This window comes from Kluyvera huaxiensis, from assembly GCF_040149365.1.
GTDB lineage: Bacteria > Pseudomonadota > Gammaproteobacteria > Enterobacterales > Enterobacteriaceae > Kluyvera > Kluyvera intermedia_A.
The window spans coordinates 17,661-42,680 of record NZ_JBEFLV010000007.1 but is presented as its reverse complement, the minus strand read 5'-3'; the positions used below and the strand labels follow the sequence as shown (position 1 = coordinate 42,680).

Below are 25,020 nucleotides of genomic sequence, written 5' to 3'. Positions count from 1 at the left end.
GCATTTCTCGCGACGGAGAGGCTATGGCTACGATTGATTTTCGCAATAAAATTAACTGGCATCGGCGCTATCGTTCACCGCAGGGCGTCAGTTCTGAACATGAAATCCTGCGCATCTTCGAGAGCGATCGCGGGCGCATTATTAATTCTCCGGCGATTCGGCGATTACAGCAGAAAACGCAGGTCTTCCCGCTCGAGCGTAACGCAGCGGTGCGCACGCGCCTGACGCACTCAATGGAGGTGCAGCAGGTTGGCCGCTACATCGCCAAAGAGATCCTCAGCCGCCTGAAAGAGAAAAATCTGCTCGCAACCTACGGGCTGGATGAACTGACCGGGCCATTCGAAAGTATTGTTGAGATGGCATGTTTGATGCACGACATTGGCAATCCGCCGTTTGGTCACTTTGGTGAGGCGGCAATTAACGACTGGTTCAGCCACCGTCTGGCACCCAAAGATGCTCGCCAGCAGCCGCAGAGCCACGATCGCTGCGAGGTCATCGACCTGCAACTGCGAGAAGGTGAAGAAGTGCTAAACGTGTTACGCAGTAAAGTGCGTCAGGATCTGTGTCATTTTGAAGGTAACGCGCAGGGCATCCGCCTGGTGCATACCCTGATGCGTATGAATCTGACCTGGGCGCAGGTGGGATGCATTTTAAAATACACCCGTCCGGCCTGGTGGGCGACCGACGTGCCGAAAACGCACAGCTATTTAATGAAAAAACCGGGCTATTACCTGGCCGAAGAGCACTATATTGCGCGCTTACGTAAAGAACTTGATTTGGCGCCTTACAATCGCTTCCCATTAACCTGGATTATGGAGGCGGCTGATGATATCTCTTATTGCGTCGCGGATCTTGAGGATGCGGTAGAAAAACGAATTTTCAGCGTTGAGCAACTCTATCAACATTTATATGAGGCGTGGCCTAATCATACAAAGGGTTCGCTGTTCGCGCAGGTTGTCGAAAATGCCTGGGATAAATCTCGCTCTAATTCATTAAGCCGAAGTGCGGAAGATCAGTTCTTCATGTATTTGCGGGTGAATACATTAAATAAGCTGGTGCCTTATGCGGCACAGCGATTTATAGACAATCTGCAGAAAATCTATGACGGTGATTTTAATCAGGCGCTGCTGGAAGATGAAAGCAGCTACAGCGAGCTGCTTGCATTATATAAAAATGTAGCTATAAAACATGTCTTTAGTCATCCTGAAGTCGAGCAGTTAGAATTACAGGGTTATCGGGTGATTGGCGGCTTACTGGATATTTATGCGCCGCTACTAAAATTATCACTGAGTGATTTCAGTGAGCTGGTGGAACATGAACGTGTGCGCCACTTGCCAATAGAATCACGACTCTTTTGCAAGCTCTCAACGCGGCATCGTTTAGCTTATGTTGAGGCTGTTAATAAAATTTCGCGTGACTCCGTGGAATTTCCGGTAATGGAATATTATTATCGTTGTCGGCTGATTCAGGATTATATCAGCGGTATGACCGATCTCTACGCGTGGGATGAATATCGACGGTTGATGGCGGTGGAATAATCAGAAGTTTTGTAAAGACGCTCAATAAATTTTTACTTTTCCCAAGTGCAGTTGCAGGGAACTTAGTGCCATAAAGTGAATCTGATTAGTCACGAACATCGTAACTTTGCGTAATCTGAAATTGAGATTGAAACACATGAAAAAAACCACGTTAGCAATGAGTGCACTGGCTCTTAGTTTAAGTCTGGCTCTGTCTCCGTTGTCCGCTAGCGCGGCCGAGACGGCATCTTCCACCGCATCTGCTGCACAGCCAATGCCAAGCCTGGCGCCGATGCTGGAAAAGGTGATGCCGTCTGTCGTCAGCATTAATGTTGAGGGCAGCACAACGGTAAATACCCCGCGTATGGGGCGTAACTTCCAGCAGTTCTTTGGCGACAACTCGCCGTTCTGCCAGGACGGTTCACCTTTCCAGAGCTCCCCATTCTGTCAGGGAGCAGGCCCGGATGGCGGTAACGGCGGCGGAAGCCCGCAGCAGCAGCAGAAATTTATGGCCCTGGGTTCCGGGGTGGTGATTGACGCGGCGAAAGGCTATGTCGTCACCAACAACCACGTGGTTGATAACGCCAACGTGATTAAGGTTCAGCTGAGCGATGGCCGTAAGTTTGATGCCAAAGTAGTGGGGAAAGACCCGCGCTCTGATATCGCACTGATTCAGATTCAGGATCCGAAAAACCTGACGGCAATTAAACTGGCGGATTCTGACGCTCTGCGCGTTGGCGACTATACCGTGGCTATCGGGAACCCGTTTGGCCTGGGTGAAACTGTTACCTCCGGTATTGTCTCTGCGCTGGGTCGTAGCGGCCTGAACGTCGAAAACTACGAAAACTTTATTCAGACCGATGCCGCGATTAACCGCGGTAACTCCGGCGGTGCGCTGGTTAACCTGAACGGCGAGCTTATCGGTATCAACACCGCGATCCTCGCACCGGACGGCGGTAACATCGGTATTGGCTTCGCTATCCCAAGCAACATGGTGAAAAACCTCACCGATCAGATGGTGAAATTCGGCCAGGTTAAGCGCGGTGAGCTGGGCATTATGGGTACCGAGCTGAACTCCGAACTGGCGAAAGCCATGAAGGTTGATGCTCAGCGCGGTGCTTTCGTCAGTCAGGTGATGCCGAACTCCTCTGCGGCGAAAGCGGGCATTAAAGCCGGTGACGTGATTACCGCTCTGAACGGTAAACCGATCAGCAGCTTCGCGGCGCTGCGTGCGCAGGTTGGCACTATGCCAATCGGCAGCAAAATCAGCCTTGGCCTGCAGCGTGACGGTAAACCGCTGACGGTAGAGATTGAACTGCAGCAGAGCAGCCAGAACCAGGTGGACTCCAGCTCTATCTTCAACGGTATCGAAGGTGCTGAGATGAGCAATAAAGGCCAGGATAAGGGCGTGGTGGTGAGCTCCGTGAAAGCGGGTACACCGGCGGCGCAGATTGGTCTGAAGAAAGGTGATGTGATTGTTGGGGCTAACCAGCAGGCGGTGAAAAATATCGCCGAGCTGCGCAAAATCCTCGATAGCAAGCCTTCCGTTCTGGCGCTGAACATTCAGCGTGGTGATAGCTCTATCTACCTGCTGATGCAGTAATCCCTCCTGAACCCTTTCCTTCTCGGGGGAAAGGGTTTCTTTCCCCCGTTATGTGAAGCCCCCCACAACTCCACAGATCTCAATCGTGCTTTGTGCGTTTGCACAGTGCGAGCCGTATACATCTTTCTTATCATGTAACCTGCTCACAGGAGGGGTTCATGGCTAGCTGGCATCTCGATACTAAAATGGCGCAGGATATCGTGGCGCGCACGATGCGTATTATTGATACCAATATTAACGTAATGGATGCCCGTGGGCGCATTATTGGCAGCGGCGACCGCGAGCGTATTGGTGAATTGCACGAAGGCGCGCTGCTGGTACTTTCTCAGGGGCGCGTGGTCGATATTGACGATGCGGTTGCTCGCCATCTGCACGGGGTACGTCAGGGGATTAACCTGCCGCTGCGGCTGGAAGGCGAAATCGTCGGCGTTATCGGTTTGACCGGTGAGCCGGAGACGCTGCGTAAGTACGGTGAGCTGGTCTGTATGACGGCGGAGATGATGCTGGAACAGTCGCGCCTGATGCACCTGCTGGCGCAGGATAGCCGTCTGCGTGAAGAGCTGGTGATGAATCTTATCCAGGCCGAAGAGAATACGCCCGCGCTGACCGAGTGGGCTCAGCGGCTGGGTATCGATCTTAATCAACCGCGCGTCGCGGCGGTGGTAGAGGTCGACAGCGGACAGCTGGGCGTGGATAGCGCTATGGCGGAATTGCAGCAGCTGCAAAATGCGCTGACCACGCCGGAGCGCAACAACCTGATTGCGATTGTTTCGCTGACCGAAATGGTGGTGCTGAAACCGGCGTTGAACCCGTTCGGTCGCTGGGATGCGGAGGATCATCAAAAACGTGTAGAGCAGCTGATTTCACGCATGAAGGAGAACGGCCACCTGCGTTTTCGCGTGGCGCTGGGTAACTATTTTACCGGGCCGGGCAGTATCGCCCGTTCTTACCGCACCGCCCGTACCACCATGATGGTTGGCAAGCAGCGAATGCCCGACAGCCGCAGCTATTTCTACCAGGATTTGATGTTGCCGGTGCTGCTGGACAGCCTGCGCGGCGGCTGGCAGGCCAACGAGCTTTCCCGCCCGTTAACGCGTCTGAAAGCGATGGATAACAACGGGTTATTACGCCGGACGCTGGCCGCGTGGTTCCGTCACAACGTGCAGCCGCTGGCGACCTCAAAGGCGCTGTTTATTCATCGTAATACGCTGGAGTATCGATTGAATCGAATTTCGGAGCTCACGGGGCTGGATCTGGGGAATTTTGACGACCGGCTACTGCTGTATATTGCGTTGCAGCTGGATGAACAACGTTGATAAACCCGGCCAGGCGAAGCGCGGCCGGGGAGATACAGTGCACGAGCGTTATTTATTACGCGTCAGTTTTTCCAGATCGGCTTCAATTTCGCTGATCTTATTGGTGACAACGCTTTCCAGATGACGCAGATCGTCGAGGATCTTACGCTTAAGGTCGACTTCCGTACGATCGCGTTGGCAAATCTGATCTAACTCGTCAATTATGTAGCGCAGGTTAGGGCTGATTTCCTGCACCTCTTTGAACCCCTGGCCTACGCCGTCGGCGACCACGGTCTTACGCTGGCGTGGGTATTTGAACTTCACGCTCTTAGCGAAAAACTCACCCTTATCCTTCTGGAAATAGATTTTCAGGATATCGTTGTTGGCTTCCTGCCGGAGGCTGTAACGATCGATTTCATCAGGATTGGTAATGCCCAAACTTTTCAGATTATCGTACATAGCGGTACCCTTGATCTAAATTAACTATTGAATAATTAACGAAAAAATCATTTTCCGCCAGCGTAGAGATAAAAAAAAGCGGGGTAGCCCCCGCTTTTCATATCTTATTAATCAATCGTGCGTAGCAGTTCGTTGATGCCCACTTTACCGCGGGTTTTTGCGTCAACTTTCTTCACAATAACCGCGCAGTACAGGCTGTACTTACCGTCTTTCGAAGGCAGGTTGCCGGAGACCACCACGGAGCCTGCAGGAACGCGGCCATAGAATACTTCGCCGGTTTCACGGTCGTAGATTTTGGTGCTCTGACCCAGGTAAACGCCCATGGAGATAACAGAGCCTTCTTCAACGATCACGCCTTCAACTACTTCGGAGCGGGCGCCGATGAAGCAGTTATCTTCGATGATGGTTGGGTTAGCCTGCAGCGGCTCGAGTACGCCTCCGATGCCGACGCCGCCGGACAGGTGAACGTTTTTACCGATCTGCGCGCAAGAACCGACGGTTGCCCAGGTATCAACCATGGAACCTTCGTCAACGTAAGCACCGATGTTGACGTAGGAAGGCATCAGTACGGTGTTGCGTGCGATGTAAGCACCCTGACGGACTGCCGCTGGTGGTACCACGCGGAAGCCTTCTTTCTGGAAACGTGCTTCGTCGTAGTCGGCGAATTTCATCGGCACTTTATCGAAGTAGCGGCTTTCTGCTCCGTCGATAACCTGGTTATCGTTAATACGGAAAGAGAGCAGAACCGCTTTCTTCAGCCACTGGTGAGTGACCCACTGGCCGTCAATTTTTTCAGCGACACGCAGCGCGCCGGAATCCAGCAGAGAAATAACCTGGTTAACCGCCTCGCGAGTTACGGTATCCACATTTGCCGGCGTGATGTCGGCGCGACGCTCAAAGGCGGACTCAATAACGTTCTGTAATTGCTGCATTGTTTACTCTTTCCATTTACTAATAAAAAAATCGTTACCCTTTATCGTTTGGATTGAGGGCTGCTGTCAACCGTTGTTGCACTTCTTGTTGCAGCACATTATTAAGGGCACGCCGGTCCGCGGTGGCGATTATAAATAAATCTTCTACTCGTTCACCAATTGTCGTAATTCTAGCCCCGTGGAGCGAAATTCCGAGGTCAGCGAACACCTGACCGACGCGGGCCAGAAGCCCTGGCTGATCGAGCGCAATCAGTTCAAGGAACGAGCGGCGGTCGGTATGCGTCGGCAGGAAATTCACCTCGGTATCGACGGAGAAATGGCGCAATTTTGCTGCCTGGCGACGTGGCTGAGGTGGCTGCCAGCTGTGCTGGGTAATTGCCTGTTCGAGCCCGAAACGAATAGCTTCATGGCGGTCGCCGGAAAGCGGACTGCCATCCGGCTCCAGTACAATAAAGGAGTCCATCGCCATGCCGTCGCGGGTGGTGAAGATCTGCGCGTCGTGAACGCTGAGGTTTCGACGGTCGAGTTCGGCGCAAACGGCGGCGAACAGATAAGGCCGGTCCGGGCTCCAGATAAATATTTCGGTCCCGCCGCGCGTGGCTTGGGGACTGAGCAGGATCATCGGCTGAGTCAGATCGTGCTTGAGCAGATGGCGGGCATGCCATGCCAGCTGGTTTGGCGTGTGGCGCACAAAGTAGTTGGCGCGACAGCGGTTCCAGATCTGGTGCAGCGCCTCTTCATCAATGTTGTCCATGCGCAGCAGCGCCAGCGCCTGCATCTGATGATGGCGTACGCGCTCGCGCATATCCGGCGTATTTTGCATCCCACGGCGCAGCTGTTTTTCGGTGGCAAAGTACAGCTCGCGCAGCAGGCTCTGCTTCCAGCTATTCCACAGGGTTTCGTTGGTAGCGCAGATATCGGCAACCGTCAGGCACACCAGGAAACGCAGACGATGTTCGGTCTGTACTTCTTCGGCGAACTGTTTGATCACTTCTGGATCCTGAATATCGCGACGCTGGGCGGTGACCGACATCAACAGATGCTGGCGCACTAACCAGGCAACCAACTGGGTTTCCCGCGAGTTGAGACCGTGCAGTTCGGCAAACTTGAGCACGTCCTGCGCGCCGAGAACTGAGTGATCGCCGCCGCGCCCTTTGGCGATATCGTGGAACAGGGCGGCAATCAGAATAAGCTCTGGGTGATTCAGACGCGGCCAGAGATCGACGCACAGCGGATGGCGCGGACGTGTCTCTTCACGAGCAAAACTCTCCAGTTTCAGCAGCACGCGAATAGTGTGCTCGTCGACGGTGTAAGCGTGGAACAGGTCAAACTGCATCTGCCCGACAATATGCGACCACTGTGGCATATAGGCCCACAGTACGCTGTGGCGATGCATCGGCAGCAGGCCGCGGCTGACGGCTCCCTGGTGACGAAGCATGCTCAGAAACAGTTCGCGTGCTTCCGGGATATAGCACAGCGGCTGGCTAAGGTGACGACGGGCATGGCGCAGATGGCGCAGCGTGGTCGAGTAAATGCCGGTAATGCTGCTGTTACGCACCATGATGTGGAACATGCGCAGAATGGCCTGCGGCTCGCGGATAAACAGCGTGTCGTCGCGCAGGTCGATAAGCGTGCCGCGTAGCTGGAAATCATCGTCAATCGCCCGCGGTTTTTCGTCTTCGGTGAGGGCGAGAATCGCTTCATCAAACAGCTGTAGCAGCATGTGATTGAGCTCGCTGACCCGACGGGTGACGCGATAGAAATCCTTCATCATGTGTTCGATAGGCTGATTGCCGTCACCGGCATATTTCAGCCGTTGCGCGACGCTCAACTGGCGGTCGAACAGCAGACGGTTATCGTAGCGGTTAAGTTCCAGGTGCAGGGCGAAGCGAATCCGCCACAGCAGATGCAGACATTCGTTGAGTTCGTTACGTTCGGCTTCGGTCAGAAAGCCGAAGCTGACCATTTCGTCGAGCGAGGTGGCGCCAAAGTGGCGGCGAGCGACCCACTGTATGGTGTGGATATCGCGCAGGCCGCCGGGGCTGCTTTTAATATCCGGCTCCAGATTGTAGCTGGTGCCGTGATAGCGCTGGTGACGTGCTTCTTGCTCTTCAACCTTGGCGGGGAAAAAGGTTTCGGACGGCCAGAAACCTTCGCTGAAGACGTTTTTTTGCAACTCCAGGAATAGCGCAACGTCGCCAATGAGCAGGCGGGACTCAATCAGGTTGGTGGCGACGGTTAAATCCGACAGCCCTTCCAGCAGGCACTCTTCCAGCGTACGCACGCTGTGGCCGACTTCCAGCTTAAGATCCCACAGCAGCGTCAGCAGTTCGCCAATTTTTTGTGCCTGTTCATCGGACAGCTTTTGGCGGCTTAAGATCAGCAGGTCTACGTCGGAAAGCGGATGCAGCTCACCCCGGCCATAGCCACCGACGGCAACCAGCGCGGCATCTTCTACTTCGCCAAAGCCGTACAGCAGCCACAGGCGCTGTAAGAGCTGATCGATAAATTCGGTGCGGGCTTCAATCAGCTGTTCAGCGGAGATGCCGTTATCGAAGGCTTCCCCCAGCCAGCGCTGAAAATCATCGAGACGGTTTTTAATCTCCGCACAGTTCAGGCTGCTTTGCGGCCAATCAACCGGGTTTTCCGGCTGGCCGGGCAGGGTGGGGAGAATTGCGCATGCCAGTTCAGGTAAGGAGTTACTCATCAAACCACCCATAAGAAAAAACTATCACCTATAAAAAAGCCGGCAATCGCCGGCTTTTCATTATTCGTTGTGCGAGATTATCGCCGGGATGGTGTCATCCTTGCGTAACGTCAGTATTTCGCAGCCGTTGTCTGTTACCACAATAGTATGCTCGTACTGCGCAGACAAGCTACGGTCTTTGGTTTTTACCGTCCAGCCGTCTTTCATGGTGCGGATCTCTTTTTTGCCGGCGTTGACCATTGGTTCAATGGTGAAGGTCATGCCTTGCTTTAATACCACGTCGGTTTCGCGAGAGTCGTAATGCAGCACCTGCGGCTCTTCGTGGAAGCCGCGGCCGATACCGTGCCCACAGTATTCGCGAACCACCGAGAAGCCTTCCGCTTCAACAAACTTCTGAATCGCGGCGCCAATTTCACGCAGGTTCACGCCTGGTTTCACCATTCTCAGCGCAACGTACAGGCTCTCTTTGGTGACGCGGCACAGACGCTCGCCCAGGATGGTCGGTTTGCCAACGATAAACATTTTTGAGGTGTCGCCGTGGAATTCATCTTTGATGACCGTGACGTCGATGTTGACGATGTCGCCGTCTTTCAGATGTTTTTCGTCATCCGGGATACCGTGACACACCACTTCGTTAATCGAGATGCAGACCGATTTTGGGAAACCGTGGTAGTTCAGGCAGGCGGAAATCGCTTTCTGTTCGTTGACGATGTAGTCGTTACAAATGCGATCCAGTTCACCGGTGGTGACGCCTGGCTTCACATACGGTTCGATCATTTCCAGCACTTCGGCGGCCAGACGGCCAGCAACGCGCATTTTTTCAATATCTTCAGGGGTCTTAATAGAAATAGCCATGGAATATGTCCATCAGTGTCGATTTTTTCGACAATAATTGAGTATTAGTGATGTCAATGTTAACAGCCAGGAGCCGTCCCTGCCAAATTGAGAATCATTCTGAACTTCGCCTTTCGTGCCCCGGTGTACGATAACAACTGTTGGTATCTGCGGCGAATTTATGGTATAAAGCGCGCCGAACTTCCGCTCAATGTTTTGGCTGGAAGCGACAAATCTCACTTTGTGTAATAACACACACGTATCGACACATATTCCGGGGTGCCCTTAGGGGTCGGTAATATGGGATACGTGGAGGCTTAACCCCAACTTTATCTATAGAGGTTTTTACCATGGCAACTGTTTCCATGCGCGACATGCTCAAGGCTGGTGTTCACTTTGGTCACCAGACCCGTTACTGGAACCCGAAAATGAAGCCTTTCATCTTCGGCGCACGTAACAAAGTTCACATCATCAACCTTGAGAAAACTGTACCAATGTTCAACGAAGCTCTGGCTGAACTGAACAAGATCTCTTCTCGCAAAGGCAAAATCCTTTTCGTTGGTACTAAACGCGCTGCAAGCGAAGCTGTGAAAGAAGCTGCTAACAGCTGCGACCAGTTCTTCGTGAACCATCGCTGGCTGGGCGGTATGCTGACTAACTGGAAAACCGTTCGTCAGTCCATCAAACGTCTGAAAGATCTGGAAACTCAGTCTCAGGACGGTACTTTCGACAAGCTGACCAAGAAAGAAGCGCTGATGCGTACTCGTGAGCTTGAGAAACTGGAAAACAGCCTGGGCGGTATCAAAGACATGGGCGGCCTGCCGGACGCACTGTTCGTAATCGATGCTGACCACGAGCACATTGCTATCAAAGAAGCGAACAACCTGGGTATCCCAGTATTCTCTATCGTTGATACCAACTCTGATCCAGATGGCGTTGATTTCGTTATCCCTGGTAACGACGATGCAATCCGTGCTGTGACCCTGTACCTGAGCGCAGTTGCTGCTACCGTTCGTGAAGGCCGTTCTCAGGATCTGGCTTCCCAAGCGGAAGAAAGCTTCGTAGAAGCTGAGTAATAAGGCACGCTCGTTAGAGCCCTTATAGACCAGGTAGTACACGTTTGGTTAGGGGGCCTGTCTATGGCCCCCTTTTTTACTTTTAAATCTGTGCGGTTTCGGCCGGGCAGATCAAATCTTCCGAGGATTTTAGAATGGCTGAAATTACCGCATCCCTGGTAAAAGAGCTGCGTGAGCGTACTGGCGCAGGCATGATGGATTGCAAAAAAGCACTGACTGAAGCTAACGGCGACATCGAGCTGGCAATCGAAAACATGCGTAAATCTGGCGCAATCAAAGCCGCTAAAAAAGCAGGCAACGTTGCTGCTGACGGCGTGATCAAAACCAAAATCGAAGGCAACTTCGGCGTGATTCTGGAAGTTAACTGCCAGACTGACTTCGTTGCTAAAGATGGTGGTTTCCAGGCGTTCGCAGACAAAGTTCTGGACGCAGCTGTAGCTGGCAAAGTGACTGACGTTGATGTCCTGAAAGCACAGTTCGAAGAAGAGCGTGTTGCCCTGGTTGCTAAAATCGGTGAAAACATCAACATTCGTCGCGTTGCAATCCTGGAAGGTGATGTTCTGGGTAGCTACCAGCACGGTGCACGTATCGGTGTTCTGGTTGCAGCTAAAGGCGCTGATGAAGAGCTGGTTAAACACCTGGCAATGCACGTTGCTGCAAGCAAGCCAGAATTCGTTAAGCCAGAAGACGTGTCTGCAGAAGTTGTAGAGAAAGAATACCAGGTACAGCTGGATATCGCGATGCAGTCCGGTAAGCCGAAAGAAATCGCAGAGAAAATGGTTGAAGGCCGCATGAAGAAATTCACCGGTGAAGTTTCTCTGACTGGTCAGCCTTTCGTTATGGACCCAAGCAAAAACGTTGGCCAGCTGCTGAAAGAGCACAACGCTGACGTGACTGGCTTCATCCGCTTTGAAGTGGGCGAAGGCATCGAGAAAGTTGAGGCTGACTTCGCAGCAGAAGTTGCTGCAATGTCCAAGCAGTCTTAATTGCTGTAAAGGAGCCGCCTAAGGGCGGCTCTCTTTTGTGTAGTATAGATTTAAGCAGTGAAGAAAATCGTCATGTGGAAATCAGCCAGCTCCTATTGGGGGTCACCGGCAAGGAACGCATGATGTCACTCATCCCATTCGTGACACTCTCAGGAAAGAAAATGGCTACCAACGCAAAACCTGTCTACAAACGTATTCTGCTCAAGCTTAGTGGCGAAGCATTGCAGGGGACTGAAGGCTTCGGTATTGACGCAAGTATTCTTGACCGCATGGCGCAAGAAATTAAAGAACTTGTTGAGCTGGGCATTCAAGTGGGTGTCGTTATTGGTGGTGGCAACCTGTTCCGTGGCGCGGGTCTGGCAAAAGCGGGCATGAACCGCGTTGTGGGCGACCACATGGGCATGCTGGCAACGGTAATGAACGGCCTGGCAATGCGTGACGCACTGCACCGCGCCTATGTGAACGCCCGCCTGATGTCGGCGATTCCGCTGAATGGCGTGTGTGATAACTACAGCTGGGCAGAGGCCATCAGCCTGCTGCGTAACAACCGCGTCGTGATTCTGTCCGCCGGTACCGGCAACCCGTTCTTCACCACCGACTCCGCAGCCTGCCTGCGCGGCATCGAAATTGAAGCCGACGTGGTACTGAAAGCCACTAAAGTTGACGGCGTATTCACCGCTGACCCGGCGAAAGACCCGTCTGCAACCATGTACGAACAGCTGAGCTACAGCGACGTACTGGAACAAGAACTGAAAGTCATGGATCTTGCAGCCTTCACGCTGGCCCGTGACCATAAATTGCCTATTCGCGTATTCAACATGAACAAGCCGGGCGCACTGCGTCGCGTGGTCATGGGCGAAAAAGAAGGCACTTTAATTACGGAATAATTTCCGTAGCGGCCAATTCCGGGTAAGATTCGCCTTTACCTGGCAGAATTGATTCACTCTATGGATTTTAAGTTGCGGGAAGGCGGCAATTGAGAGAATCCCGATGAGCTTACTTTAGTAAGTGATTGGGGGAAACAAATGCAGCCAATACATCCGCAGTTTGAAAGACGACGAGTATATTCGGTGGCTTGATTTAAACGAGACTATACTTAGCGCATTCTTCGCAATGTGTCATTGTCTGGTCTGACTGAGACTAGTTTTCAAGGATTCGTAACGTGATTAGCGATATCAGAAAAGATGCTGAAGTACGCATGGAAAAATGCGTAGAAGCATTCAAAAACCAAATCAGCAAAATTCGCACGGGTCGTGCTTCTCCCAGCCTGCTGGACGGCATTGTCGTTGAATATTACGGCACCCCAACTCCGCTGCGTCAGCTGGCAAGCGTCACGGTAGAAGATACCCGTACGCTGAAAATCAACGTGTTCGACCGCTCTTTGGGCCCGGCCGTTGAAAAAGCGATTATGGCGTCTGACCTCGGTCTGAACCCAAGCTCTGCGGGTACCGACATTCGCGTTCCGCTGCCTCCGCTGACCGAAGAACGTCGTAAAGACCTGACCAAAATTGTTCGTGGCGAAGCTGAACAGGCGCGCGTTTCCGTGCGTAACGTTCGTCGTGATGCGAACGATAAAGTGAAGGCACTGCTGAAAGATAAAGAAATCAGCGAAGACGACGATCGCCGTTCTCAAGAAGATGTACAGAAACTGACCGATGCTGCTATCAAGAAAGTTGAAGCGGCGCTGGCAGAGAAAGAAGCAGAGCTGATGCAGTTCTAAGACTGCGTAAGTTGTGCGATGAACGCCGTACAGGGAGCATTACTGCTTCGCTGGCGGCGTTTTGCTTTGTACTCGTTGTCTTTCAAGCCGCAGTTGCGTTGGCTACGCTCATTCGCCCGAACCACTTACTCGCGTAAGCGCATCGGGATTGATGATGGACATCCTGCCTCCTTATCGGAGGTCAGCCTTTGGCTGGATTCGTTGCTGACGAGTATGTCCTTCAATTGCCGTCTTACTGCAACTTGAAAACCATAGAGTATATTTTATCTATCCTGGATCTCTCATGAAGCGATTAACTGTTCTGGGCTCAACAGGCTCTATTGGTTGCAACACGCTGGACGTTGTGCGGCATAACCCCGAGAAATTTACGGTGACAGCGCTGGTGGCGGGTAAAAACGTCGAGCGTATGGTCGAACAGTGCCTGGAGTTTGCTCCGCGCTATGCGGTGATGGATGACGCACCTAGCGCCCACGCCGTGATGCTGGCACTGCGCGAGCATGGCAGCCAGACTGAGGTGCTCAGCGGTCAGCAAGCGGCCTGCGAGGTGGCGGGGCTGGATGAGGTTGATCAGGTCATGGCGGCGATTGTTGGCGCAGCCGGTCTCCTACCGACGCTGGCAGCAATCCGCGCCGGAAAAATTATCCTGTTGGCGAATAAAGAATCACTAGTGACCTGCGGGCGTCTGTTCCTTGAGGCCGTCAAACAACATAATGCGCAGATTCTTCCCGTAGACAGCGAACATAACGCTATCTTTCAGAGTTTACCGCAAAGTTTTCAGAGCAACTTAGGGTACGCTGATCTGGCGCAGCATGGTGTGTCATCCATTCTGCTTACCGGATCAGGTGGTCCATTCCGTGAAACGCCAATCGCTGAACTGAGCGCAATGACGCCAGATCAGGCTTGTCGCCATCCGAACTGGTCGATGGGACGTAAAATTTCCGTCGACTCGGCCACCATGATGAATAAAGGTCTGGAATACATCGAAGCCCGCTGGTTGTTTAATGCATCAGCGCAGCAGATGGAAGTACTGATTCACCCTCAGTCGGTGATTCACTCAATGGTGCGATACCAGGACGGAAGCGTACTGGCACAGTTGGGTGAGCCCGATATGCGGACGCCAATTGCCAACACCATGGCATGGCCGCATCGTGTGATTTCCGGCGCGAAGCCGCTGGATTTCTGCAAGATGGGATCGTTGAGCTTTAGTGAGCCCGATTATGCGCGCTACCCTTGCCTGAAACTGGCGATGGAGGCCTTTGAACAGGGCCAGGCAGCGACTACGGCGCTAAATGCAGCCAACGAGATTGCGGTTGCCGCATTCCTCGACGGGCAAATCCGTTTCACCGATATTGCCGCTGTGAATATGGCGGTGCTGGAACACCTTGAGCTCAGTGAACCACAGAGCGTTGAGGCGGTGATGGAAATTGACGTCAGGGCGCGCGAAGAAGCGTCTGCGCAGGCGAAGCATTTCGTTCGTTAATGAGAGCGGAATCAGCATACAAACCATCACGGCATTTGTGAGCATCTGGCTTCAGTGATATAGTCTGCGCCACTCGGTAGCGCCGTATTTTGGCTTTGCTATTGGGATAGCCGTGCTTAATCACGGCTTTTTTGCGACACAAAGATACGTAAAATCATTCAGGTTTACCTGAATGATAAAGTATATAGCTGTATTCCGGGGTACCGCTCATCCCTTTTCATGGATTAAAAACGCGTTATGTTGTCTGCTAATCAACCAATCAGCGAGAATCTGCCAGCCCACGGTTGCCGTCATGTAGCGATCATTATGGATGGCAATGGCCGCTGGGCGAAGAAGCAAGGTAAGATTCGCGCCTTTGGACATAAAGCCGGGGCGAAATCCGTGCGCCGCGCTGTGGCCTACGCAGCGAGTCACGGTATCGAGGCATTAACGCTATACGCATTCAGCAGTGAAAACTGGAACCGCCCGGAACAAGAGGTGAGTGCGTTGATGGAGCTGTTCGTTTGGGCGCTGGACAGTGAAGTAAAAAGCCTGCACCGCCATAACGTTCGGCTGCGAATTATTGGCGATACCCGTCGGTTTAATTCGCGCCTGCAAGAGCGGATCCGTAAGGCGGAAACGCTGACGGAGAAAAATACGGGGTTAACATTGAACATCGCCGCAAATTACGGCGGTCGGTGGGATATTATTCAGGGAGTTCAGCGCTTAGCCGAACAGGTTCAGGAAGGGGAACTCCGCCCCGATCAAATTAGTGAAGAGCTGCTGAATCAGCAGATCTGCATGCATGAACTGGCTCCCGTAGATTTAGTGATTAGGACCGGGGGAGAACATCGGATCAGTAACTTTCTCATCTGGCAAATTGCCTATGCTGAACTTTACTTTACAGATGTTCTTTGGCCCGATTTCGATGAACAAGACTTTGAGGGTGCGCTGCATGCTTTTGCTAATCGAGAGCGACGTTTCGGCGGCACCGAGCCTGGTGGCGACAAAGCCTGATGGGGGTAGCTTTTGCTGAAGTATCGCCTGATTTCTGCATTGATTTTAATACCGGTTGTTATCGCAGCCCTGTTTTTGCTGCCGCCCGGTGGCTTTGCCATTGTGACGCTAGTGGTATGTATGCTGGCGGCGTGGGAATGGGGGCAATTTTGCGGTTTCACTTCTCGTACTCAGCGCGTGTGGCTTGCCGTACTTTGTGGCCTGCTGCTGGCGGTGATGCTCTTTTTGATACCGGAATATCACCATAATATTCATCAACCGGTTGTCGAAATATCGTTGTGGGCCTCCCTGATTTGGTGGGTTGTCGCACTGGTATTAGTTCTCTCTTATCCTGGGTCTGCTGCGCTCTGGCGTCAGTCAAAGGCGCTGCGTCTGATTTTCGGTATCGCTACGATTATACCGTTCTTCTGGGGCATGCTGGCACTCCGCTCCTGGCATTACGACGAAAACCACTACAGCGGCGCGCTGTGGCTGCTCTACGTCATGATCCTGGTGTGGGGAGCGGACTCCGGTGCCTATATGTTTGGCAAGCTGTTTGGCAAACATAAACTTGCGCCGAAGGTCTCTCCGGGGAAAACCTGGCAGGGCTTTATCGGTGGCCTGATTACGGCAGCCGTTATCTCCTGGGCTTATGGCGTATGGGCAAATCTGGACGTTGCACCGTCCATCCTGTTAACCTGTTCCATCATTGCCGCACTGGCTTCGGTATTGGGCGATCTCACTGAGAGTATGTTCAAACGCGAGGCGGGTATTAAAGACAGCGGGCATCTGATCCCGGGACACGGCGGGATACTGGACCGAATTGACAGCCTGACGGCTGCGGTTCCGGTCTTCGCCTGCCTGTTGCTGCTCGTTTTCAGGACGATTTAACGGATGAACTTATGCTGAGCATTCTCTGGAACCTGGCCGCTTTTGTTATTGCGCTAGGGGTATTGATCACCGTACACGAATTTGGTCATTTCTGGGTTGCTCGGCGCTGCGGTATCCGTGTAGAGCGCTTCTCCATCGGCTTTGGTAAAGCGCTGTGGCGCCGTGTTGATAAACGCGGCACCGAATTTGTTGTCGCCCTTATCCCCCTGGGTGGCTACGTCAAAATGCTCGACGAGCGGGTTGACGCAGTGGCGCCTGAATTGCGCCACATGGCATTCAACAATAAAACGGTCGGCCAGCGCGCCGCCGTAATTGCCGCCGGCCCCATCGCTAACTTCCTCTTTGCCATCTTTGCCTATTGGCTGGTGTTTATCATCGGTGTCCCTGGCGTTCGTCCGGTTGTTGGTGAAATAACCGCCAATTCCATCGCGGCGGAAGCACAAATTGCACCAGGCACGGAACTAAAAGCAATAGATGGTATCGAAACGCCTGACTGGGATGCTGTGCGTATGGCGTTAGTGGCAAAAATCGGTGACGAAAGCACCACTCTCACCGTTGCCCCTTTCGGGAGTGACCAGCGACAGGATAGAATCCTCGATCTGCGTCACTGGGCGTTCGAGCCAGATAAAGAAGATCCGGTAGCCTCGCTTGGGATTCGCCCTCGTGGTGCACAGATTGAACCTGTATTAGCGGAGGTACAATCTGACTCTGCGGCACGTAAAGCTGGTTTACAAGCAGGGGATCGGATCGTTACAGTCAACGGTCAACCGCTGACGCAATGGCTGACGTTTGTTACGCTGGTGCGTGACAATCCGGGTAAAGCGTTACAGTTGGGGATCGAAAGGCAGGGGAGTCCCTTGTCTTTAACTCTGATACCGGATACAAAACACGGTAGCGGAAAAGTAGAAGGGTTCGCAGGGGTAGTACCGAAAGTTATCCCGCTGCCTGAGGAATACAAAACAGTGCGCCAGTATGGGCCTTTCAGCGCGATTGTCGAAGCCACGGAGAAAACCGGGCAGTTGATGAAGCTGACGGTCAGTATGCTGGGAAAATTGATAACCGGTGACGTCAAACTGAACAACCTCAGTGGGCCGATTTCTATCGCCCAGGGGGCTGGGATGTCTGCGGAGTTTGGGTTGATTTACTACCTGATGTTTCTTGCACTCATCAGCGTGAATTTAGGCATAATCAACCTGTTCCCGCTCCCCGTATTAGATGGGGGACATTTGCTGTTTTTGGCGATCGAAAAGCTGAAAGGCGGCCCGGTATCCGAGCGAGTTCAAGACTTTAGTTATCGCATTGGCTCGATCCTGCTAATGCTGTTAATGGGGCTTGCACTTTTCAATGATTTCTCTCGGTTGTAAGAGAGATAGTTAGGAAGAACGCATAATAACAATGGCGATGAAAAAGTTGCTCATAGCGTCGCTGCTTTTTGGCAGCGCGACCGTATACGGTGCTGACGGATTCGTGGTGAAAGACATTCATTTCGAAGGCTTGCAGCGAGTCGCTGTTGGTGCGGCCCTCCTCAGTATGCCAGTACGTCCTGGCGATACAGTCACTGATGATGACATCAGTAACACCATTCGAGCCCTGTTTGCCACGGGCAACTTTGAGGATGTTCGCGTCCTGAGAGATGGCGATGTGTTATTGGTGCAGGTCAAAGAACGCCCAACGATTGCTAGCATCACTTTCTCCGGTAATAAATCGGTGAAGGATGACATGCTTAAGCAAAACCTTGAGGCTTCTGGCGTCCGCGTTGGTGAATCCCTCGACCGTACAACACTCGGTGATATTGAAAAAGGTCTGGAAGATTTCTACTACAGCGTCGGTAAGTATAGCGCGAGCGTGAAAGCGGTTGTTACACCGTTGCCGCGTAACCGTGTCGACCTGAAGCTGGTCTTCCAGGAAGGGGTTTCCGCCAAGATCCAGCAGATTAACATCGTGGGTAACCACGCGTTCAGCACTGAAGATCTGATTTCTACTTTCCAGTTGCGCGATGAAGTGCCGTGGTGGAACGTGGTTGGCGATCGCAAATACCAGAAACAGAAGCTCGCGGGCGACCTTGAAACCCTGCGCAGCTACTATCTGGATCGCGGCTATGCCCGTTTCAACATCGATTCCACGCAGGTGAGCCTGACGCCGGATAAAAAAGGCATCTATATCACCGTTAACATCACCGAAGGCGACCAGTACAAACTGTCTGGCGTGCAGGTGACGGGTAACCTGGCAGGCCACTCAGCTGAAATCGAAGGGCTGACCAAGATCGAGCCGGGTGAACTGTATAACGGCGCGAAAGTGACCAAAATGGAAGATAACATTAAGAAACTTCTTGGTCGCTATGGCTACGCCTATCCGCGCGTTCAGTCTCAGCCGGAAATTAACGACACCGATAAAACCGTCAAGCTGCATATCAACGTAGATGCTGGCAACCGCTTCTACGTGCGTAATATTCGCTTCGAAGGTAACGACACCTCCAAAGATTCCGTACTGCGTCGCGAAATGCGCCAGATGGAAGGCGCATGGTTGGGCGGCGATTTAGTTGACCAGGGTAAAGATCGTCTGAACCGTCTGGGCTACTTTGAAACCGTCGACACTGATACCCAGCGCGTACCGGGCAGTCCGGACCAGGTAGACGTTGTCTACAAGGTTAAAGAACGTAACACCGGTAGCTTCAACTTCGGTATCGGCTACGGTACTGAAAGCGGCGTGAGCTTCCAGGCAGGCGTTCAGCAGGATAACTGGTTAGGTACCGGTTACTCTGTCGGTATCAACGGTACCAAGAACGACTACCAGACCTACACCGAGCTTTCTGTGACCAACCCGTACTTTACGGTTGATGGCGTTAGCCTTGGCGGTCGTGTCTTCTACAATGACTTTAAAGCTGACGATGCTGACCTCTCCTCCTATACCAACAAAAGTTATGGTGTAGACGGGACGTTAGGCTTCCCGATTAACGAATACAACTCACTGCGTGCGGGTCTGGGCTACGTCCACAACGACCTGTCCAACATGGAACCGCAGGTGGCGATGTGGCGTTATCTGGACTCTATCGGCCAGAAGGCGGGTACAACCAGCGACGATAACGGTTTCTCGGCAAACGACTTCACCTTCAACTACGGTTGGACGTATAACAAACTCGACCGCGGCTACTTCCCGACGGACGGTTCGCGCGTCAACCTGAATGGTAAAGTCACGATTCCGGGCTCCGATAACGAGTTCTATAAAGTGACCATGGATACAGCATCCTACTTCCCGATTGATGATGATCATCAGTGGGTGGTTCTGGGCCGTACCAAGTGGGGCTATGGTGACGGGATCGGCAGCAAAGAATTGCCGTTCTATGAAAACTTCTATGCCGGTGGTTCCAGCACCGTACGTGGTTTCCAGTCCAACACCATCGGTCCGAAAGCGGTTTACTATGGTGCGTCCGGTCTGGATAACTGCGATCAGTCCGGCGGCTACTGTAAGTCTGACGATGCGGTGGGCGGTAACGCCATGGCCGTCGCCAGCCTGGAGCTGATTGTCCCTACGCCATTTATCAGCGATAAATACGCGAACTCGGTCCGTACGTCCTTCTTCTGGGATGCCGGTACCGTTTGGGATACCAACTGGCAGAACACTGCAGATATGAAAAATGCGGGCGTTCCAGACTACAGCGATCCGAGCAATATCCGTATGTCCGCAGGTATCGCGTTACAATGGATGTCACCATTAGGGCCGTTGGTCTTCTCCTACGCCCAGCCGTATAAGAAATACAGTGGAGATAAAGCCGAGCAGTTCCAGTTTAACATTGGTAAAACCTGGTAATTGCTCATTGCAAAGGAATGCACGTTCAGTTTAGTTTTGCTGGCATAAGGCGATAGCGTCAGGTGGCCTCCGGGCCACCAAAAGAACAGTACCTTCGGGTACATATGGGATGGTAAGGAGTATTATTGTGAAAAAGTGGTTAGTCGCAGCAGGTCTGGGTTTGGCAATGGCCGCATCTGCTCAGGCAGCAGATAAAATTGCAATTGTTAACATGGGTAGCCTGTTCCAGCAAGTTGCACAGAAAACCGGCGTTTCCAGCACCCTGGAAAACGAATTCAAAGGCCGTGCTGGCGAACTTCAGCGTATGGAAGGCGACCTGCAGTCTAAAATGCAGCGTCTGCAGTCTATGAAACCAGGTGCTGACCGCACCAAGCTGGAAAAAGACATCACTGCACAGCGTCAGTCTTTCTCTCAGAAAGCACAGTCTTTTGAGCAAGATCGTCAGCGTCGTACTAACGAAGAACGTGGCAAACTGGTTACTCGTATCCAGACCGCTGTGAAATCCGTTGCCGCAAGCCAGAGCATCGACCTGGTGGTTGACGCTAACGCCGTTGCATTCAACAGCAGCGATGTTAAAGACATCACTTCTGATGTACTGAAACAGGTTAAATAAGTAATGCCTTCAATTCGACTGGCTGATTTAGCTCAGCAGTTGGATGCGGAATTACACGGTGATGGCGATATCGTCATCACCGCTGTCGCGTCCATGCAATCCGCTAAGGCGGGTCATGTCACGTTCCTGGTTAATCCCAAGTATCGTGAACATCTGTCCGCTTGCGAAGCGTCGGCGATTGTCCTGACGCAAGATTTACTGCCTTATGCCAAAGGCGCTGCGCTGGTAGTGAAGAATCCCTACCTGACCTACGCACGTATGGCTCAAATTTTAGATACCACGCCACAACCGGCGCAGGATATCGCGCCGAGCGCGGTGGTGAGTCCGTCCGCCACGCTGGGTAACAACGTCTCGATCGGCGCAAACGCCGTGATTGAGTCCGACGTTGTTCTTGGCGATAACGTTGTGATTGGGGCGGGGTGTTTCGTCGGTAAAAAGACCAAAATTGGTGCCGGTTCACGCCTGTGGGCGAACGTAACCATTTACCACGAAGTCGAGATCGGTGAAAATTGCCTGATCCAATCCAGCACCGTTATTGGTTCTGATGGTTTTGGATACGCCAACGATCGCGGTAACTGGGTGAAGATCCCCCAACTAGGCCGCGTTATTATTGGCGATCGCGTGGAGATCGGTGCTTGTACGACTATCGATCGTGGCGCGCTTGACGACACGCAGATCGGCAACGGTGTTATCATTGATAACCAGTGCCAGATTGCGCACAACGTGGTGATTGGCGACAATACCGCAGTTGCAGGCGGTGTTATCATGGCCGGCAGCCTCAAAATTGGTCGTTACTGCATGATTGGCGGTGCCAGCGTGATTAACGGCCATATGGAAATTTGCGACAAAGTGACCGTAACCGGTATGGGTATGGTGATGCGTCCAATTACCGAGCCTGGCGTGTACTCATCCGGTATCCCGCTCCAGCCGAATAAGGCATGGCGCAAAACGGCCGCACTGGTGATGAATATTGATGAAATGAGCAAGCGTCTCAAGGCTTTGGAACGCAAGCTGAATAATCAAGACTAGTTTTCATCTTATCGCCTTTCGTTTCCCGGCCTGTCGGCATTCTTGTAATCCGGCAGGCCGTGTTATTATTACCCCTTAGTATATTTTGACAGGAAGAGTATTTTGACAACTGACACTCATACTCTGCACATTGAAGAGATTTTAGAACTTCTGCCACACCGCTACCCGTTCTTACTGGTAGACCGCGTGCTGGATTTTGAAGAAGGTCGTTTTCTGCGCGCAGTGAAAAATGTTTCCGTAAATGAGCCGTTTTTCCAGGGACACTTCCCTGGCAAGCCGATTTTACCGGGCGTGCTGATTCTGGAAGCAATGGCGCAGGCCACCGGTATCCTGGCGTTTAAAAGCGTAGGTAAACTGGAGCCGGGCGAGCTGTATTACTTTGCTGGTATCGATGAAGCGCGCTTCAAGCGCCCAGTCGTGCCTGGCGATCAGATGATTATGGAAGTCACCTTCGAGAAAACCCGTCGTGGCCTGACTCGCTTTAAAGGCGTTGCGCTGGTCGATGGCAAAGTGGTTTGCGAAGCGACAATGATGTGTGCGCGTAGCCGGGAGTCCTAATCCGTGATTGATAAAACCGCCTTTATCCATCCTACTGCCATTGTGGAAGACGGTGCCGTTATTGGTGCTAATGCCCACATTGGCCCGTTTTGTATTGTGGGGCCAAACGTCGAAATTGGCGAAGGCACCGTACTGAAGTCTCACGTTGTTGTTAACGGCCACACTACAATTGGTCGTGATAACGAGATCTATCAGTTCGCCTCTATCGGGGAAGTTAACCAGGATCTGAAATATGCTGGTGAACCGACTCGCGTGGAAATTGGCGATCGCAACCGCATTCGCGAAAGCGTCACCATTCACCGTGGCACAGAACAGGGCGGTGGATTGACGAAGGTGGGCAGCGATAACCTGCTGATGATCAACGCCCACGTGGCGCACGATTGTACGGTCGGAAACCGCTGCATCCTGGCAAACAACGCTACCCTCGCGGGTCACGTTTCGCTGGATGATTTTGTTATCATCGGCGGCATGACCGCGGTGCACCAGTTCTGCATTATCGGTGCGCACGTGATGGTAGGCGGCTGTTCTGGCGTTGCTCAGGACGTTCCGCCATACGTTATTGCTCAGGGCAACCACGCGACACCGTTTGGCGTCAACATCGAAGGCCTGAAGCGCCGCGGCTTTAGCCGTGAAGCGATCACCGCCATCCGCAACGCCTATAAAGCGTTGTACCGCAGTGGCAAAACGTTGGAAGAAGTAAAACCGGAAATTGCCGAGCTTGCGAAGCAGCATCCGGAAGTTCAGCCATTTAGCGACTTCTTCGCCCGCTCTACGCGTGGCCTGATTCGTTAATGACTGAGCAGCGTCCCTTAACGATTGCCCTGGTCGCCGGAGAAACCTCCGGCGATATTCTTGGTGCAGGTCTCATTCGCGCCCTCAAGGCGCGAGTACCCAACGCGCGTTTCGTCGGCGTTGCTGGCCCTTTGATGCAGGCCGAAGGCTGTGAAGCCTGGTATGAAATGGAAGAGCTGGCGGTGATGGGGATCGTTGAAGTGCTGGGGCGACTGCGTCGCTTACTGCACATCCGCGCCGATCTCACCCAACGTTTTACCGATCTCAAGCCCGATGTCTTTGTCGGCATTGATGCCCCCGATTTCAATATCACCCTTGAGGGCAACCTTAAGAAGCAGGGGATCAAAACCATTCATTATGTCAGCCCGTCCGTGTGGGCCTGGCGACAGAAACGCGTCTTCAAAATTGGCAGAGCTACCGATCTGGTGCTCGCATTCCTGCCTTTTGAAAAAGCGTTTTATGACAAATTTAACGTCCCGTGCCGCTTTATCGGCCACACCATGGCGGATGCCATGCCGCTGGATCCCGATAAAAACGCCGCGCGGGATACGTTGGGTATCGCCCACGATGTCCACTGTCTGGCTATGCTGCCGGGCAGTCGTGGCGCCGAAGTGGAAATGCTCAGCGCAGACTTTTTAAAAACTGCACAGCTGTTACGCCAGCAGTACCCAGACCTTGAGGTGGTTGTACCGCTGGTGAATGCGAAACGCCGCGAGCAGTTCGAACGAATCAAAGCAGAGGTGGCACCGGACCTGGCAGTGCATATGCTGGACGGCATGGCCCGTGAGGCGATGATCGCCAGCGACGCAGCACTGCTCGCATCGGGGACTGCGGCGCTCGAGTGCATGTTGGCCAAGTGCCCGATGGTTGTCGGTTATCGTATGAAGCCGTTCACCTTCTGGCTGGCTAAACGTCTGGTGAAGACCGACTACGTCTCTTTGCCGAATCTGCTGGCGGGGCGTGAGCTGGTAAAAGAGCTGCTGCAGGACGAATGCCAGCCGGAGCTGCTTGCCGAGGCGCTGCAGCCATTACTGGCTAATGGCCGAACCAGCCATGCGATGCATGACACCTTCCGCGAGCTTCACCTGCAAATTCGCTGTAATGCGGATGAACAGGCGGCAGATGCGGTGCTGGAGCTAGCACAATGATTGAATTTGTTTATCCCCATACCCATTTAGTTGCCGGTGTGGATGAAGTCGGGCGTGGTCCATTGGTCGGCGCTGTCGTTACGGCTGCGGTGATCCTCGATCCTTCTCGCCCGATTGTCGGTTTGAATGACTCCAAAAAATTGAGCGAAAAGCGCCGCCTGGCGCTATTTGACGAAATCAAAGAAAAAGCACTGTGCTGGAGCCTTGGGCGCGCAGAGCCGCATGAAATTGACGAACTCAATATTCTGCATGCCACTATGCTCGCGATGCAGCGGGCGGTCGCTGGACTTTCAATTGTCCCGGAATATGTGCTGATTGACGGAAATCGCTGCCCGGCGCTGCCGATGCCTTCTATGGCGGTTGTGAAAGGCGATAGCCGAGTGGCGGAAATCAGCGCAGCGTCGATTCTGGCGAAAGTGACGCGCGATGCCGAAATGGCTGAACTGGACAAAGTACTTCCGCAGTACGGGTTTGCCCAGCACAAAGGCTATCCAACGCCCTTCCATCTGGAGGCGCTTGCCCTGCATGGTGCCACCGAACATCACCGACGCAGTTTTGCTCCTGTCAAACGCGCGCTAGGGCTTGTGTCCTGATCCGC

22 protein-coding genes are annotated in these 25,020 nt (G+C 52.9%); 18 read left to right on the top strand and 4 right to left on the bottom strand.

Going from position 1 to position 25,020, the window contains the following annotated elements:
- Positions 1 to 23 precede the first annotated feature (23 nt).
- The 3 genes from dgt to cdaR all read left to right on the top strand — a co-directional run bounded on the left by dgt (position 24) and on the right by cdaR (position 4,436).
- Positions 24 to 1,538, top strand: coding sequence for a dGTPase (gene dgt / locus ABOC97_RS09215; RefSeq protein ID WP_349596613.1), 1,515 nt, complete (start codon positions 24 to 26; stop codon positions 1,536 to 1,538).
- Between the two features lie 136 nt (positions 1,539 to 1,674).
- Entirely contained in the window at positions 1,675 to 3,120 is a 1,446-nt protein-coding gene (degP, locus tag ABOC97_RS09210; RefSeq protein ID WP_234505156.1) for a serine endoprotease DegP, read from the top strand.
- A gap of 158 nt (positions 3,121 to 3,278) precedes the next feature.
- Positions 3,279 to 4,436, top strand: a complete 1,158-nt coding sequence (cdaR, locus tag ABOC97_RS09205) for a DNA-binding transcriptional regulator CdaR (protein ID WP_234505153.1) — start codon at positions 3,279 to 3,281, stop codon at positions 4,434 to 4,436.
- Positions 4,437 to 4,484: 48 nt separating this feature from the next.
- On the opposite strand, the gene ABOC97_RS09200 is transcribed toward cdaR, so the two are convergent.
- The 4 genes from ABOC97_RS09200 to map all read right to left on the bottom strand — a co-directional run bounded on the left by ABOC97_RS09200 (position 4,485) and on the right by map (position 9,368).
- On the bottom strand, positions 4,485 to 4,874 hold the full coding sequence (locus ABOC97_RS09200) for a DUF3461 family protein (RefSeq protein ID WP_349596610.1): 390 nt from the start codon (positions 4,872 to 4,874) through the stop codon (positions 4,485 to 4,487).
- A gap of 107 nt (positions 4,875 to 4,981) precedes the next feature.
- Positions 4,982 to 5,806 (bottom strand): 2,3,4,5-tetrahydropyridine-2,6-dicarboxylate N-succinyltransferase, encoded by an 825-nt coding sequence (gene dapD, locus ABOC97_RS09195; protein ID WP_052285401.1) that lies wholly within the window; start codon positions 5,804 to 5,806, stop codon positions 4,982 to 4,984.
- A gap of 34 nt (positions 5,807 to 5,840) precedes the next feature.
- Entirely contained in the window at positions 5,841 to 8,513 is a 2,673-nt protein-coding gene (gene glnD, locus ABOC97_RS09190) for a bifunctional uridylyltransferase/uridylyl-removing protein GlnD (RefSeq protein WP_349596607.1), read from the bottom strand.
- A 60-nt stretch (positions 8,514 to 8,573) separates the two neighbouring features.
- Positions 8,574 to 9,368, bottom strand: a complete 795-nt coding sequence (gene map / locus ABOC97_RS09185; RefSeq protein ID WP_052285403.1) for a type I methionyl aminopeptidase — start codon at positions 9,366 to 9,368, stop codon at positions 8,574 to 8,576.
- Between the two features lie 329 nt (positions 9,369 to 9,697).
- Between map and rpsB the strand changes: the two genes are divergently transcribed.
- From rpsB to rnhB, 15 genes are all read left to right on the top strand, one after another.
- On the top strand, positions 9,698 to 10,423 hold the full coding sequence (gene rpsB / locus ABOC97_RS09180) for a 30S ribosomal protein S2 (protein ID WP_052285404.1): 726 nt from the start codon (positions 9,698 to 9,700) through the stop codon (positions 10,421 to 10,423).
- A 134-nt stretch (positions 10,424 to 10,557) separates the two neighbouring features.
- Positions 10,558 to 11,409 (top strand): translation elongation factor Ts, encoded by an 852-nt coding sequence (tsf, locus tag ABOC97_RS09175; RefSeq protein WP_234505143.1) that lies wholly within the window; start codon positions 10,558 to 10,560, stop codon positions 11,407 to 11,409.
- A 161-nt stretch (positions 11,410 to 11,570) separates the two neighbouring features.
- Complete coding sequence (gene pyrH, locus ABOC97_RS09170) at positions 11,571 to 12,296, top strand: UMP kinase (RefSeq protein ID WP_052285405.1); 726 nt, start codon at positions 11,571 to 11,573, stop codon at positions 12,294 to 12,296.
- Between the two features lie 275 nt (positions 12,297 to 12,571).
- Positions 12,572 to 13,129 (top strand): ribosome recycling factor, encoded by a 558-nt coding sequence (gene frr, locus ABOC97_RS09165; protein ID WP_052285406.1) that lies wholly within the window; start codon positions 12,572 to 12,574, stop codon positions 13,127 to 13,129.
- Between the two features lie 283 nt (positions 13,130 to 13,412).
- Entirely contained in the window at positions 13,413 to 14,609 is a 1,197-nt protein-coding gene (gene ispC, locus ABOC97_RS09160; RefSeq protein WP_349596600.1) for a 1-deoxy-D-xylulose-5-phosphate reductoisomerase, read from the top strand.
- Positions 14,610 to 14,846: 237 nt separating this feature from the next.
- Positions 14,847 to 15,605 (top strand): (2E,6E)-farnesyl-diphosphate-specific ditrans,polycis-undecaprenyl-diphosphate synthase, encoded by a 759-nt coding sequence (ispU, locus tag ABOC97_RS09155; RefSeq protein ID WP_234505138.1) that lies wholly within the window; start codon positions 14,847 to 14,849, stop codon positions 15,603 to 15,605.
- 12 nt (positions 15,606 to 15,617) lie between these two features.
- The gene (cdsA, locus tag ABOC97_RS09150) at positions 15,618 to 16,475 is read left to right on the top strand and encodes a phosphatidate cytidylyltransferase (RefSeq protein WP_234505134.1); all 858 of its coding nucleotides are present in this window, start codon (positions 15,618 to 15,620) and stop codon (positions 16,473 to 16,475) included.
- 11 nt (positions 16,476 to 16,486) lie between these two features.
- The gene (gene rseP, locus ABOC97_RS09145) at positions 16,487 to 17,839 is read left to right on the top strand and encodes a sigma E protease regulator RseP (RefSeq protein WP_349596597.1); all 1,353 of its coding nucleotides are present in this window, start codon (positions 16,487 to 16,489) and stop codon (positions 17,837 to 17,839) included.
- Between the two features lie 31 nt (positions 17,840 to 17,870).
- Positions 17,871 to 20,282 carry an outer membrane protein assembly factor BamA gene (bamA, locus tag ABOC97_RS09140; protein WP_349596594.1) on the top strand — a complete coding sequence of 804 codons (2,412 nt, stop codon included), beginning with the start codon at positions 17,871 to 17,873 and terminating at the stop codon, positions 20,280 to 20,282.
- Between the two features lie 127 nt (positions 20,283 to 20,409).
- Positions 20,410 to 20,895: a molecular chaperone Skp gene (gene skp, locus ABOC97_RS09135; RefSeq protein WP_349596591.1), complete on the top strand. Its 486-nt coding sequence runs from the start codon at positions 20,410 to 20,412 to the stop codon at positions 20,893 to 20,895.
- A 3-nt stretch (positions 20,896 to 20,898) separates the two neighbouring features.
- Positions 20,899 to 21,924: a UDP-3-O-(3-hydroxymyristoyl)glucosamine N-acyltransferase gene (gene lpxD, locus ABOC97_RS09130; RefSeq protein WP_234505127.1), complete on the top strand. Its 1,026-nt coding sequence runs from the start codon at positions 20,899 to 20,901 to the stop codon at positions 21,922 to 21,924.
- Between the two features lie 102 nt (positions 21,925 to 22,026).
- Positions 22,027 to 22,482, top strand: coding sequence for a 3-hydroxyacyl-ACP dehydratase FabZ (gene fabZ, locus ABOC97_RS09125; RefSeq protein WP_052285413.1), 456 nt, complete (start codon positions 22,027 to 22,029; stop codon positions 22,480 to 22,482).
- Between the two features lie 3 nt (positions 22,483 to 22,485).
- Positions 22,486 to 23,274: an acyl-ACP--UDP-N-acetylglucosamine O-acyltransferase gene (lpxA, locus tag ABOC97_RS09120; RefSeq protein WP_234505125.1), complete on the top strand. Its 789-nt coding sequence runs from the start codon at positions 22,486 to 22,488 to the stop codon at positions 23,272 to 23,274.
- Positions 23,274 to 24,422, top strand: coding sequence for a lipid-A-disaccharide synthase (gene lpxB, locus ABOC97_RS09115; protein ID WP_349596587.1), 1,149 nt, complete (start codon positions 23,274 to 23,276; stop codon positions 24,420 to 24,422). Before lpxA ends, lpxB begins: the two co-directional genes overlap by 1 nt.
- A complete protein-coding gene (gene rnhB / locus ABOC97_RS09110; protein ID WP_349596584.1) occupies positions 24,419 to 25,015 on the top strand; it encodes a ribonuclease HII in 597 nt (198 codons plus the stop codon). Before lpxB ends, rnhB begins: the two co-directional genes overlap by 4 nt.
- The last annotated feature ends 5 nt before the right edge of the window (positions 25,016 to 25,020 follow it).

Excerpts from the sequence above, each read along its gene's own strand:
- dgt (WP_349596613.1), top strand. The coding sequence starts at position 24 with ATGGCTACGATTGATTTTCGCAATAAAATTAACTGGCATCGGCGCTAT.
- degP (WP_234505156.1), top strand. The coding sequence starts at position 1,675 with ATGAAAAAAACCACGTTAGCAATGAGTGCACTGGCTCTTAGTTTAAGT.
- cdaR (WP_234505153.1), top strand. The coding sequence starts at position 3,279 with ATGGCTAGCTGGCATCTCGATACTAAAATGGCGCAGGATATCGTGGCG.
- ABOC97_RS09200 (WP_349596610.1), bottom strand. The coding sequence starts at position 4,874 with ATGTACGATAATCTGAAAAGTTTGGGCATTACCAATCCTGATGAAATC.
- dapD (WP_052285401.1), bottom strand. The coding sequence starts at position 5,806 with ATGCAGCAATTACAGAACGTTATTGAGTCCGCCTTTGAGCGTCGCGCC.
- glnD (WP_349596607.1), bottom strand. The coding sequence starts at position 8,513 with ATGAGTAACTCCTTACCTGAACTGGCATGCGCAATTCTCCCCACCCTG.
- map (WP_052285403.1), bottom strand. The coding sequence starts at position 9,368 with ATGGCTATTTCTATTAAGACCCCTGAAGATATTGAAAAAATGCGCGTT.
- rpsB (WP_052285404.1), top strand. The coding sequence starts at position 9,698 with ATGGCAACTGTTTCCATGCGCGACATGCTCAAGGCTGGTGTTCACTTT.
- tsf (WP_234505143.1), top strand. The coding sequence starts at position 10,558 with ATGGCTGAAATTACCGCATCCCTGGTAAAAGAGCTGCGTGAGCGTACT.
- pyrH (WP_052285405.1), top strand. The coding sequence starts at position 11,571 with ATGGCTACCAACGCAAAACCTGTCTACAAACGTATTCTGCTCAAGCTT.
- ispC (WP_349596600.1), top strand. The coding sequence starts at position 13,413 with ATGAAGCGATTAACTGTTCTGGGCTCAACAGGCTCTATTGGTTGCAAC.
- ispU (WP_234505138.1), top strand. The coding sequence starts at position 14,847 with ATGTTGTCTGCTAATCAACCAATCAGCGAGAATCTGCCAGCCCACGGT.
- rseP (WP_349596597.1), top strand. The coding sequence starts at position 16,487 with ATGCTGAGCATTCTCTGGAACCTGGCCGCTTTTGTTATTGCGCTAGGG.
- bamA (WP_349596594.1), top strand. The coding sequence starts at position 17,871 with ATGGCGATGAAAAAGTTGCTCATAGCGTCGCTGCTTTTTGGCAGCGCG.
- lpxD (WP_234505127.1), top strand. The coding sequence starts at position 20,899 with ATGCCTTCAATTCGACTGGCTGATTTAGCTCAGCAGTTGGATGCGGAA.
- lpxB (WP_349596587.1), top strand. The coding sequence starts at position 23,274 with ATGACTGAGCAGCGTCCCTTAACGATTGCCCTGGTCGCCGGAGAAACC.
- rnhB (WP_349596584.1), top strand. The coding sequence starts at position 24,419 with ATGATTGAATTTGTTTATCCCCATACCCATTTAGTTGCCGGTGTGGAT.